The following is a 14375-nucleotide window of genomic DNA, read 5'->3' as shown; positions in this document are numbered from 1 at the left end:
CGGTATCCTTTACCACGGAATCGTTCCTTTTTGTATCACGCTGCTTTTTAGGTTATCGATTTATGGTTGAAAAATCTGTGTAGTATTTGAGTATGGCTTTGATAAGTTGACCAAATAAAACGATCGTTGAAATGCCCGGGCCAACTGTCGGGTCTTTGTGTATATCGGAGAATTGACGATGTGGATGTAGGTACGACGAATGAAAAAGTTAATGCTAATGGCGGCGGCCATTCCTTTCGCGAGTGTCGGTCAAACGTGGGTCAATGCCGACGCACCCGCTACCGTTGTTGAGCTCTACACCTCTGAAGGGTGCAGCAGTTGCCCTCCTGCAGAAGCTACCCTCAATGCCCTCGAACGTAGCGCTGACTTATGGAACAAAGTCATCCCCCTCGCCTTTCATGTCGATTACTGGAACTACATTGGTTGGGACGACACATTTGCTGATGCCGCTTATAGTCAGCGTCAAAGAGACAAGGTCAATCAGGGGCAATCCAGTGGCGTGTACACTCCCGGATGGTTCATTAATGACCAAGAATGGCGAGGGTTTTTCGCTCGACAGGCCATTCCTTATGCCAATGGCCCAAGAGCACCAACATTGACCGCAACGCTGGCAGACAAAACGCTTCGACTCGACTACGAAGGTACACAGACCTTGGTCGCAAACATTGCGCTTGTGGCAATGAATCAAACAACTGAGGTCAAACGTGGCGAAAATCGAGGAAGAACGCTAGATCATGACTTCATCGTGGTGGATTTTGCTAAGAAAGCAGGGAAAAACCATTGGGAATATACGCTGCCAAGCTCGCTCGACATCTCCGCCGATGCAATTGCAATTTGGCTAACACCACCCCAAGGCGGTGATCCGGTTCAAACCGTTGCTGGTTGGCTAGATAACCCTTACCCGAATTAAGAGAAGAGAGCCTCACTGCCTCATTGTTTGGGGAAGTGAGACAAGCGAAAGGGTGTATAGGTACGTCGTCGCTACATCGAATAATCCTCAGATTTCCCATTGGTGACTTCACTGGTATCTGGGACCACAATTTCTTTGTTTTCCTCAAGGAATGCTTTAAAGCCTTCAAGGGGGAGTGGTCGACTTAAATAATAGCCCTGCGCCAAATCGCAGCCTTTCGATTTCAGCATTTCAAATTGCTCGGCAGTTTCAACGCCTTCTGCCACCGTTTTAATTCGTAGCCCTTTCGCCATTGCAATCACGGCAGTCGCAAGCGTTTCATTTAGCTCCACATCCGTAATACCATCGACAAACGAGCGGTCGATTTTCAGCGCATCGAACGGGAATTGCAGCAAATAACTTAACGAAGAGTACCCGGTTCCAAAGTCATCCATCGACAGCATCACGCCCATGTCGTGCAACTGTGAAATCATTTCTTTGACTTGGCATTGCTTGGTCAGCAGCAAGCCCTCTGTCACTTCCAACTCTAACCGGCAAGGGTCAAAACCATCGTGATCTAAATGCTTTTCAAGGTCGGCGATAAAATTGGGTTGGCGGATTTGCTGCGGTGAAATGTTGACCGCCAAATGCAGTAATTCACCCGATGAGTTTTTCAAACTGGCAAAGTCTCTAATGGTCGTTCTGAGTACAAAATTGCCGATTTCGTAAATCAGATTAGATTGCTCTGCGATCGCAATGAACTTATCGGGCGGCACAGAGCCTAGCTCTTCATTGTTCCAACGCAGTAAGGCTTCCGCCGCCACCACTTTGTTGGTTTGCATATCTATCAAAGGTTGATAGACCAACGAGAACTCATTTTTCGATAGCGCCCACACAAGGTGGTATTCCATACGCACGCGCTCATGCACACTGTCATTCATTTCTGAGGTGAATAGGCGATAGCAGTCTTTTCCACCACTTTTAGCTTGCTGTTTGGCAACATCAGCATTGGCAAATAATCGTTTAAAATCATCGGAATCCAACGGCGAAATCGAAATACCGATACTGGCGGTAACATGCACTTCACCATCACCGTTAATTGAAATGGGTTTATTGATGGTCTTCCTAAGTTTGCTGGCAATTTGGCAGGCATTTTCGGTTGTGTGCAAACCAGGAAGCACAATCAGGAACTCATCGCTGCTCACTCGCCCCACGGTGTCAATTTCTCGCACAACCTTGGTGATGCGCTTTGAAAGCTCCACCAACACTTGATCACCCACATCATGGCTTAAGGTGTCATTAATCAGCTTGAAACCATCGATGTCGACGAGCATCACGCCGGTAAGTTGCCCTCGGCGTAAATCATGTGTGATGGCATAGCGCAAACGATCGAGTGTCAGGTTGCGGTTTGCCAACCCTGTCAGGGAATCATAAAGTGCGCGCTGCAATATTAACTCTTCATTACGACGCAGTCGGAGCTGATTATATATACGCAGTTTCACTTCTGCTGGCGAAACAGGCTTGCTGATGTAATCAGCACAACCGATTTTCATGCCCATTTCTCGCCCTTCATCTTCTTGAGGTTCAGTGATCAAGATGAGAGGGATGTCGCGTGTGCTGATGTCATTTTTAAATTTCTGGCAAAGCTCAAAACCGTCAATATCAGGCAGATCCGCGTCCATCAGGATCAAGCGGGGTTTTTCAGATTTCGCTAACACACTGGCGGTTTTGCCCGTGGTTGAAAAGATGACGCGGTATTCTTCTCCCAAAATGGCATTGAGTATGCGAATGCTATTCGGAGAGGGGTCGATCAGCAGTATGGTGTCTTTATCAAATGCATCCTGACTAACGTTTATCATTCGCACCTCCCACCATTTCAACCTGCGGTTTTCCGTTCATTTCTTCATCCAAATAGGCGTTTAAAGCCACCATGGCTTCGGTATATTCCAGGTTAATCAGCTTGTCACCGATGGGTTTGAGCTTGGGGGCAACGTCGCAGTAATCCACCAACAACTGGTAATAGGTATCGATGGCCATTAAATCTTGTGCCATTACCTGATTTTTGAAATGCATCATCCTGTTCAAAAATGCATTCGCTTCGCTGTTATCCATCGTCCCTGTATTGTTTTGTGTCGCCTCGCCTTGGCGTTTAGAATCATTGGCTGTGCCACCGCGTTTTAGCAAAATCTGGCCGATTTCTTTGATGGCATTATCAACGTCGCGCTTGAACTGGCTTAACGCGGCATCATGATCACCTAACGCCATAAGGACATTTTGTAACTGCTTCGCCGATTTTCTGAGCGCAATCACCGACAAATTACCTGCGCTACCGGCAATGGTATGGGCATGTTCAGCCGCTTGCTTTAACTGCCCAGATTCGATGTGTTGATACAGCATGTTTTCTTGCACGCGTGCCTGATGCACAAAATCACTGAGCAATTTGAAGTAGAGAGTGTCGTTGCCCATTACGCGCTTAATGCCTTCTTCGGTATCGACATAGTCATACTCGTCTTCCTCGTCTTCCGCCTCAGACACCAACAAATCTGTGGTCGTTACCGCAAGCCCAAGGTGAACAGCCAATTTCTGTAGCAAAGATTCTGCTTCAATGGGTTTCGCCACATGGTCATTCATACCTGCATCACTACAACGCTGTCGATCACGTTCCATGGTATGCGCAGTCACGGCCAGAATCGGTAAGTGTTCTGAGTCTGCGGTTTCCCGAATAATGCGCGTGGCTTCTAAGCCATTCATTTCCGGCATTTCCAAGTCCATTAAAATCGCGTCATACAGTTCAGGCGCTGGACACACTTTCATTACCGCTTCTTTGCCTGTCTGCGCGATATCGACTTGGAAGTCATTACTGATCAGGATTTCCTGCGCGATTTGTTGATTGATAGGCATGTCATCTACCACCAAAATGCGTCTACCTGCCCCATTAACAGACACGCCCGATAATCGGTTCTGCGCATCTAACACGCGGCGATGCGTTTTCGGTAAGTTTTGTCCCATGACATCCATGATGGTGTCGAACATGACAGAGGCGGAAATCGGTTTGTGCAGGTAGCCATTGATTTTCCCTTTGCCTTTTTCTTTTTCAATGTGTGCTTTGTCAAAGGCGCTGATCACGATCACCAGGGGAATTTTGTCTTTCGGCATGTCTGCCTGAAGCTTGTCGAGCAAGTGGTAACCTTTTTTACCCGGCATGTGCCAATCAAGCAGCACCAGATCAAACGGTTCGCCTTCTAAATCAAGGTGGCCTTCTTCTATCGCGCTAAAGGCTTCATCCACGCTGCTCACCGCTTCGCAGTCAAATCCCAATGATGTAATGATCGCGGAATGCACAGCAATCGACGAAGGGTTGTCATCCACCACTAAGATGCGGAGTTCTCGCAAATCGACAGGCACTGCAAAGCTCTTGTCTGACGCAACAGAAGAGACTTGCATATCGAGGCTAAAATGGATCCCCGTAGTGCTCTCTTCGTCGTCTATCAAGACGCATCCACCCATCGAATCGATCAGGTAGCTGGCGATGAGTAGGTGAATAGATTCATCCACTTCAGACATCGCCATCATGGTACGCTCAGCAAGCTCTTCGAGGTGATCAGATGGCTCGTCGTGCTCAGCGATATTCTCTTGAATCGATACGCGCAACGTCACTGAATGTTCAGAAAGGTTGTCGGCGTTAATGCTCAACACAATCGGGCACCCTTCACCAATCAAAATTGCTTCAGAAATCAGATTGAGAAGAATACGACGCATTCTGTCGGGATCACCGACCAAGGAGCGTGGTACATCAAGTGGGACATTGAACAACAACTCAACTTCTCGGCTTTCGGCTTCGCCCAGTAAATAGTCACGTAAGCTTTCAAGCAATTGGTCGAGGTCAAAAGGCGTGTTCTCTAACGTCAGAAACTGGGTTGAAAGCTCTTCAAAATCTTGAAGGTTGTCGCTCAATACCGTGGCACGCTTCATGGCACGATGTAGGCTATCCACATACACCGCTTGTTTGTTACTGAGCGATGTTTTCTTCAACATTTGTGCGCAACTCGCCGCCGTCGCCAATAAGGGGTACAAGGACATATTGGTTTCGGCTAACACATTAAAACTGCGGCTCAGTGCACTCGGAATGCCTTTGCGCGCCCCAGCAATTAAATGCATCCCCATTTTCAGAAACAATTCATCTGGCGCGATGGGGTAAACCAGGTAATCACTGGCACCTGTGCGATACGCCAGTTGTTTTTGTTCGGCAGAGAATTGGTTGGTCGTGAGAAGAATGCGGGTGTCTGTGCACGTTGGAATTTGGCGGATTTTGCGGATCTCTTGTTGCAGCGACTCTCCATCGGCGAAATGAAAGTCCATGTTCAACACAAGAATATTAACGGGGTGCTGTTCGAGAATGGTGTTAAGTTTTTGAGGTGTGGCAACAGAACGGAGCCAAAAGCCATTTTCGCTGAGCACTTGTTGATAGAAATCGATGTGAGAAAGATCTTCATCAGCAAGCACGATGACGGGCTCATTTTTCACCAAACCTTTCATTAGACATTCCTTTCGATGTTGTTCGCTAAGAGCAGTCGCTTAACATCCCACAAAGGCAAAGTAAGAGAAACGCTGTAAGTAAAACGGACAATCAATGACAAAAAGCTCCAGTCATTCCGCGTAATTAACGCACTTGTGGCGCACATACCCTTCTCTCTGTCGCACTTTAGATGCATGTATTTATCTAATAAAACTAGTGGCTTTTTTGCCTACCTGCCAATTCCACTTGCCCACTGTTCATCAATTACTTAGTTTCACTGATACGCGCTGTTTGCTATGCAATATTAAAAGCATGCCTTCTTTACTTTCATTTAATATCTTATTTTCTAGGCAATTTAACTAAAAACATCCTCATTAAATGCCACAAGTCTCATATATGAAACACATATTAATCATTATCTTGGAGATGGCTTGATCGTTTTCTCAGCTTCGATTGTTGTGTACTAAGTTTATACAGCGAGTTGATTGTGAGACACACATTCCATAATTAAAACGGAAGCGTTCGGGAGAAGGATATGGCCGTCAATTTAGTGCTTAGCCAGGTAGTGGGTCAGGCGTTTGTGGTTGATAAAAATGGGGAAGTAAGCCCTGCTCAACCAAACATGCAGCTGAACACTGGCGATGTAATTTCTGTGCCAAAGGGAAAAAATGCTTGGCTTGTTACAGAAGACCAAGAACAAATTGATGTTCTCGACGACGCATTATTGGTCGGCGAAGACGGTGTTGAAAGCCTAAATTTACCTTCAGATGTCATTGATATCATTGCCGCTATCGAAGAAGGGCAAGATCCGGGGCAAGTCGAGGATTCCGAAACCGCTGCTGGCGAAGTGGTCTCAGACTCAAGCTGGGGCGCGCAGGTTGTTATCGAAAGCCATCAATTTGATAGCAGTGAAGAGGCGGGCATACCACGCTTTATCAATGTCATGTTAACGGAAGCCGGTTTATCACCTTTACAAATCGATGCCATCAGTAATACCCGTTATGCCTTGCTCGCAAATCAAGAGACCGATACGTCAGACACTGATTCTGTCATCGACCGCCCTGCAACCGTTTCTGGCGATACACAAGCTCAACTGGAAGATAACGACGGCGATGGTCCAATTACCGTGTCCGGTTCCATTAACATTTCTGACCCCGACTCAAACAATCAAACAACCATTCCTAACTCCACTATCGATAGTGCTTATGGCACCTTGGTGCTGGTCGATGGCAATTGGGTGTATACCTTAGACCCAGATAAAGCGAAGCCGCTTGCCGAAGGCGAAGAAGCGACCGATGTCGTCACCCTCACCGCGACTGATGGCTCATCGCATCAAGTGACGATCACTGTTACTGGTAAAGACGATGCTGCAAAAGTGTCTGGTGATGTCACTGCAAGCATCACTGATAGTGAGTCCGTCACGTCGGCGTCGGGTTCTATCACTGTAACCGATCCTGACAATGGTGAAACAGCGACTATAGAAAACACGCAAATCGAAGGTGAATACGGCACCTTTGAGCTCGTCGATGGCGATTGGACCTATGTGCTCGACCCAGACAAAGCGCAATCGTTGGCAGAAGACGAAGAAGCCGTTGATTCCATCATATTAACGGCATCTGATGGCTCACAGCATTCCATCGATATTACGGTAACAGGCACCGATGATGCAGCAGTGGTTACTGGTGACACAACCGCAGTCGTTCAGGATTCTACCGACGGTGCAGCAACAGCGACAGGCTCTATTACTGTTACCGATCCCGACAGCGGCGAAACAGCCACGATTGACAACACCAGTATCGAAGGACAATACGGTACCTTTAACCTTGTGGATGGCAATTGGACCTACACCGTTGATCGTGAGAAAACCCAATCTCTCGCAGAGGGTGAAGAAGCCACTGACACCATCGCACTTTCCGCATCTGATGGCTCACAACACACTATCGAGATCGCAGTAACAGGCACTGACGATGCGGCTGTGGTAACAGGTGACACAACAGCGAGCGTTCAAGATTCAACTGAAGGTGCGACAACAGCGACAGGCTCTATTACTGTTACCGATCCCGACAGCGGCGAAACAGCCACGATTGACAACACCAGTATCGAAGGACAATACGGTACCTTTAACCTTGTGGATGGCAATTGGACCTACACCGTTGATCGTGAGAAAACCCAATCTCTCGCAGAGGGTGAAGAAGCCACTGACACCATCGCACTTTCCGCATCTGATGGCTCACAACACACTATCGAGATCGCAGTAACAGGCACTGACGATGCGGCTGTGGTAACAGGTGACACAACAGCGAGCGTTCAAGATTCAACAGAAGGTGCGACAACAGCGACAGGGTCGATCACCGTGACCGATCCTGATAACGGTAAAACAGCCACCATCGACAACACCAGTATCGACGGGCAATACGGCACCTTTGAGCTTGTTGATGGCAATTGGACCTACACGGTCGACCGCGAGAAAACTCAATCGCTTGGGGAAGGCGAAGAACGAGCAGATACCATCACACTTACCGCATCTGACGGCTCTCAGCATCAGATCACGATCAACGTAACAGGCACTGATGATGTTGCTGAAATCTCGGGCGACACCACTTCAGCCGTTCAAGACAACACAAACGGAAATGCAGTTGCAACAGGAAGCATTAGCGTCTCCGATCCAGATGCAAACGATAACACCACCATCGCCAACACATCCGTTCAGGGGAGTTACGGCACCCTAGTCTTGGTGAATGGGAACTGGACGTACACCGTCGATAAAGAGGCCGCCGCGCCACTTGCAGAAGGTGAACAAGCCGTTGACGTCATCACCTTGGTCGACAGCAACGGCGATGAACATCAAATCGTCATGAATATCACAGGAACCAACGACCCTGCAGAAGTGGCAGGTGAAGTGTCCAGTACCATTGTCGGCACAGAAGGTGGTTTGACCGCAACAGGACAGCTTTCTTCCTCGGATATAGACGGACAAAACAACGCCTTTGTTGCTGAAACCGTTTCTACCCTGCGCGGTGAACTCACCATCGACGCAGCAGGCAACTGGACATACGAATCTACCGACCCAACAGGTGTCATCAAATCCCTTGGTGAGGGCGATACCCTCACAGAAGTCGTGACGGTACGCGCCGCAGACGGTACAGAACAGCACATTGAAATCACCTTCCAAGGGGTGAACGACGAAGCTGTATTCTCAGCCATTAGCACAGGCACGATCACTGAAGGTCAAGACGGATTATCTGCAGCAGGCTCTATTAATGTGGTAGATGCAGATGCGGGTCAATCCTTCATGCAAGCCGGCGATCTTGATGGCCAATACGGCGTACTCACGATTGATGCGGCGGGTAACTGGAGTTATGCAACAAACGACAGTAGCTTGTCGACCATTAACTCGCTCACAGACGGCGAGCATATTACTGACACCATCACCGTTTACTCTCTTGATGGTTCCGAAACCCAAATTACTATCACCATCAATGGCTCAAATGATGATGCCGTGATTGATGGTGATGTCACCGCAACCGTCGTTGATAACGGCGGTACATTATCAACGTCTGGCGAACTCTCTTCACAGGATGTCGACGGCAATGACAATGTCTTCGTTGCAGAAACCGTATCCACACCACGCGGCGAATTCACCATCAATGCTGAAGGTGCATGGACATATACCTCCACCGATCCGACTGGCGCAATTGAACGCCTAGGTGAAGGCGATACTCTGACCGAAGTCGTGACGGTTCGTGCAGAAGACGGCACAGAGCAACAGATAGTGTTCACCCTTGAAGGTGTGAACGACGCGCCCGTTTTCTCCGGTATTTCAACCCGAGATGTTTACGAGACCAACGATGTAATTAGCGTATCCGGCTCAATCAACACGGTTGACCCAGATTACGGTGAATCTTTCATGTTGGCGGGCACCTATCTCAGTGATTTTGGTTCGGTCAGCATTGATCGCGCCGGTAACTGGACATACACGTCAGATCCAAACCAAAGCTCTGCGCTTGATGCACTTGCGGAAGGCGAAACCTTAGTCGAGTCGATCACTGTACGCTCAGTGGACGGAACCGAAACAGAACTGCTTGTCACCATTATCGGCACTAACGATCCCGCTGAAATTGCCGGTGACATTACCGGTACGGTCATTGAATCAGATGGCACCATGTCTACCACAGGTTCATTGACGTCTACCGATGTTGATGGCACTGATGGTGCGTTTACGGCGCAAACCATTGAAGGTCGCTGGGGTGAACTGACCATTGCCGAAGATGGTTCTTGGACATATAGCACCACAGATGAAAAAGGCGCAATTGATCGCCTAAGCGAAGGTGATCACCTTACCGACACCATCACAGTGCGCGCTGAAGATGGCACCATGCAAAGCATCACCATCACCATTGATGGCACAAACGATGCTGCTACGTTTGGTGGCAAGCAGTCTGCTACCATCAACGAAACAGACGGTCAGCTTTCCACCTCAGGCCGCGCAACGGTATCGGACGCGGATTACGGCGAATACTTCTTCAACGCGGGCAACTACACAGGTACGTACGGTGAAGTCACCATCGACAAAGCCGGTAACTGGACATACACCACAGATCCGTCTCACAACGACATGCTGAACGGCTTAGACGCGGGTGACCCGCTGGCAGACACCGTCACGGTGTATTCACTTGACGGCACGCCGATGGACATCGTTATCAACATTGTTGGTACGGATGATCTCCCCGTTGTTAGTGGGGAAGTGACAGGCGACCTCACAGACACAACGTCCGGCGAAACCCTGACTGTCAGCGGCGAAATCAGTATTTCAGACGTTGATAGTGACGACACACCAAGTTTTGATGACACACGCATCGAAGGCGAATACGGGGCGTTGGAGTTGGTAGATGGGGCATGGACGTACACCCTCTATAAAAACGCTGCCTCGGAAATTCCTGAGGGCGATACAGACACCGATACCATTACGCTGACAGCAACCGATGGTACAACGCAAAGCATTGTTATCACCATCACAGGCACGGACGATGCGCCAGAACTTCGCGGTCACACAACAGGCGATTTAGATGATGGGGGCGATCTGACGACCAGCGGCACGATTGAGATTGTCGACCCTGATTCAGATGATAACCCTACCCTGCCAGATGCCACGGTAGACGGCACGTTTGGTTCGCTAGACCTTGTTGATGGCGAGTGGACTTACACGCTCAATCCAGACAGCGTTGCGTCACTGAACGAAGGCGACATTACGACCGACACCATCACGATTGAAGCGTCTGACGGTTCAACCCATGACATCGTCATTACCATTACCGGCACTGATCAAGAGCCTGTATTGCAAGGCAGCACAACGGGCACCGTCGCTGAAGGTGGCCTACTCACCGCTACGGGTACAGTTGACCTCGTCGATCCAGATTCGAACGATAATCCAACCCTGCCAAACGGCACAATCCACGGCCAATACGGTTCGCTAGAAATGGTCGATGGCGCTTGGACATACACGCTAGACCCTGAGTTGGCGCAGTACCTTGATGAAGGTGAAACTGCCACAGACACCATCAGCATTACCGCATCTGATGGAACGGTTCACGACATTGAAGTTACGATCACGGGTAGCGAGAGTGCCGCTGAGTTAAGTGGCGATCTCGTTGGCAACGTGACGGACGATAATGCGTCTCTGGTCGCGAGCGGAAGCCTGTCTATTGACGACCCAGACACCAGTGACAACCCAACGCTACCTGATACCACACAAAGCGGCCAATATGGCACCTTCGACATGGTTGATGGCGATTGGACATATACCCTTGACCCTGAGCTTGCTGAGTCTCTCGACGGCGGTGTCACTGTTGCTGACACGATCACCATCACTGATTCTGAAGGCGGTGAACACACGCTTGTCATCAATGTAACGGGGACAGATGATGCTGCTGTCCTCACTGGTGAAACCACGGGTACCTTGACGGAAGGCTCAGGTGTCGTTGCACCAAGCGCGTCAGGCACCATTGAACTTGTCGACCCTGACACGGGCGATACGCCAACCATTGAAAACACCAAGGTGGACGGTGAATTCGGTAGCTTAACGCTCACTGATGGTGAATGGACATACACCCTCAATCCTGGTGCAGGTCAGTCCTTAGCTGAAGGAGAAAGCACCACAGACACCCTCACTCTGACTGACAGCGAAGGAAACACGCATGACATCGTGATTACCATCGCAGGTACTGACGATGCTGCTGTGGTGACGGGCGACACGTCTGGCAACACCACTGACCAAGGCACCACAGTATCGGGCTCTATCAGCATCAGTGATGTGGATAACGGTGAAAACCCAACCATCGATAACATCACGATTGAAGGGGAATACGGTAGCCTCACACTGACTGACGGCGAGTGGACGTACACGGTTAACGCCGAAAGCGCACAAACCCTGCCAGACGGCGAGTCGGCAAACGACACCTTCACCTTAACGGCGTCTGATGGATCAACCCACCAAATCACAGTAACGGTTGAAGGCACTGACGATGCCGCAGTCGTCACGGGCGACTTGAGCGCGTCTGTTGCTGAAGGCGGCGATGCGTCTGTCTCCGGCTCAATCAACATCAGTGACCCTGATGCGGCGGTACAACCGACCCTTGAAAACGGCACGATTGAAGGCGAATACGGTAGCCTGACACTGACGGACGGTGAGTGGACCTACACGGTCAACCCAGACAATGCACAGTCTTTAGGTGACGGGGATTCCGCCACCGACACCATTACAGTGACGGCCTCTGACGGCTCTGAGCACCAAATATCGGTCACGGTCACGGGCAGTGATGATGCTGCTGTGGTGAGTGGCGTGACCTCTGGCGGCATTGATTTAGGCGCTGATACCCCAGAAACCAGTGTCTCTGGCACGCTCTCGATCACTGACGTGGATGACGGTGACACACCGAGCTTCGACAATGTATCGATCGACGGCGATTACGGTACCTTCACGCTGACTGACGGTAACTGGACCTACACGGTTGATCCGTCCAAAGCCGATGCACTGAACGACAATCAAACCGAGCAAGAGGTGTTCACACTGACGGCATCGGATGGCACGGTGCAACAAATCACGGTGGATGTCACAGGCACCGACGATGCGGCAGTGGTCTCTGGTAATTTCACCGCGAGCATTACCGAAGATGCCGGCGCACAAACTGCCTCAGGCACCATCACCATTACCGATGCGGACACCGGTGACACACCCACTATTCCAAATGGCACCTTGGCGGGTGAATACGGTTCACTGACCTTGGTTGATGGCGCTTGGACTTATACCGCTGACAGCGCGTCGATCCAATCGCTGGCTGACGGTGATACCGCGACGGACACCATCACAGTCACGGCATCAGACGGCACCACGCAAGACATCGTGATTACCATCACTGGTACTGATGATGCTGCTGTGGTGACGGGCGACACGTCTGGCAACACCACTGACCAAGGCACCACAGTGTCTGGCTCTATCAGCATCAGTGATGTGGATAACGGTGAAAACCCAACCATCGATAACATCACGATTGAAGGGGAATACGGTAGCCTCACACTGACTGACGGCGAATGGACCTACACGGTTGACCCTGACAGTGCACAAACCCTGCCAGACGGCGAGTCGGCGAACGACACCTTCACCTTAACGGCGTCTGATGGATCCACCCATCAAATCACGGTCACTGTCGAAGGCACTGACGATGCAGCTGTCGTCACAGGCGACTTGAGCGCGTCTGTTGCTGAAGGCGGCGATGCCTCTGTCTCCGGCTCAATCAACATCAGCGACCCTGATGCGGCAGTACAACCGACCCTTGAAAACGGCACAGTCGAAGGTGAATACGGTAGCCTCACACTGACTGACGGCGAATGGACCTACACGGTCAACCCTGAAAATGCACAATCTATGGGTGACGGTGATTCAGCCACAGACACCATCACGGTCACTGCATCGGATGGCTCTGAGCACCAAATTACAGTGACGGTAACAGGCAGCGATGATGCCTCTGTTGTCACGGGTGTGACCTCGGGTGGCATTGATTTAGGCGCAGACACGCCTCAAACCAGTGTCTCTGGCACGCTCTCTATCACTGACGTGGATGACGGTGACACACCAAGCTTTGACAATGTCTCCATCGACGGTGATTACGGTACCTTCACGCTGACTGACGGCAACTGGACCTACACGGTCGATCCGGCCAAAGCAGCGTCATTAAACGATGACCAAACCGAGCAAGAAACCTTCACACTGACGGCGTCGGATGGCACGGTGCAGCAAATCACGGTGGATGTGACAGGCGCAGATGATGCGGCAGTTATCACCGGTGATAGCACCGCGAGCATCACTGAAGATACGGGTGCGCAAACAGCCTCTGGCACCATCACTATTACCGATGTTGATACCGGTGAAACGCCCACCATTCCAAATGGCACCTTGGCGGGTGAATACGGGTCATTGACCCTCGTCGATGGCGCATGGACGTACACCGCTGACAGCGCGTCGATCCAATCGCTGGCTGACGGTGATACCGCGACGGACACCATCACGGTCACCGCATCAGATGGCACCACCCAAGACATCGTCATTACCATCACGGGTACTGACGATGCCGCTGTCGTCACAGGCGACACGACGGGCAACACCACGGACCAAGGCACCACAGTGTCGGGCTCTATCAGCATCAGTGACGCGGATAACGGTGAAAACCCAACCATCAGTAACACCACGATTGAAGGTGAATACGGTAGCCTTACACTCACTGACGGCGAGTGGACGTACACGGTTAACGCCGAAAACGCGCAAACCCTGCCAGACGGCGAGTCGGCAAACGACACCTTCACCCTCACAGCGTCTGATGGCTCCACACATCAAATCACCGTGACCGTTGAAGGCACCGACGATGCCGCAGTCGTCACGGGCGACTTGAGCGCGTCTGTTGCTGAAGGCGGCGATGC

General features: G+C 50.5%; 4 protein-coding genes. 2 read left to right on the top strand and 2 right to left on the bottom strand.

The genetic code is table 11. From position 1 onward, the window contains the following. Positions 1-211: 211 nt before the first annotated feature. Positions 212-910, top strand: coding sequence for a DUF1223 domain-containing protein (locus tag BM082_RS03325; RefSeq protein WP_017011035.1), 699 nt, complete (start codon positions 212-214; stop codon positions 908-910). A gap of 71 nt (positions 911-981) precedes the next feature. Here BM082_RS03325 and BM082_RS03320 read toward each other — a convergent pair whose 3' ends face one another. Continuing rightward, a complete protein-coding gene (locus tag BM082_RS03320; protein WP_017011036.1) occupies positions 982-2748 on the bottom strand; it encodes a two-component system response regulator in 1767 nt (588 codons plus the stop codon). Beyond that, positions 2735-5425 (bottom strand): response regulator, encoded by a 2691-nt coding sequence (locus tag BM082_RS03315; protein ID WP_074925287.1) that lies wholly within the window; start codon positions 5423-5425, stop codon positions 2735-2737. Before BM082_RS03315 ends, BM082_RS03320 begins: the two co-directional genes overlap by 14 nt. Positions 5426-5940: 515 nt before the next feature. Between BM082_RS03315 and BM082_RS24725 the strand changes: the two genes are divergently transcribed. Beyond that, positions 5941-14375 (top strand): VCBS domain-containing protein (locus tag BM082_RS24725; protein ID WP_074925285.1); only part of this gene is annotated, 8435 nt, incomplete at its 3' end.

The sequence above is a fragment of the Enterovibrio norvegicus DSM 15893 genome (assembly GCF_900115495.1).
GTDB lineage: Bacteria > Pseudomonadota > Gammaproteobacteria > Enterobacterales > Vibrionaceae > Enterovibrio > Enterovibrio norvegicus.
The sequence above is the reverse complement of the archived record's forward strand: the minus strand, read 5'-3'. Positions and strand labels throughout refer to the sequence as shown.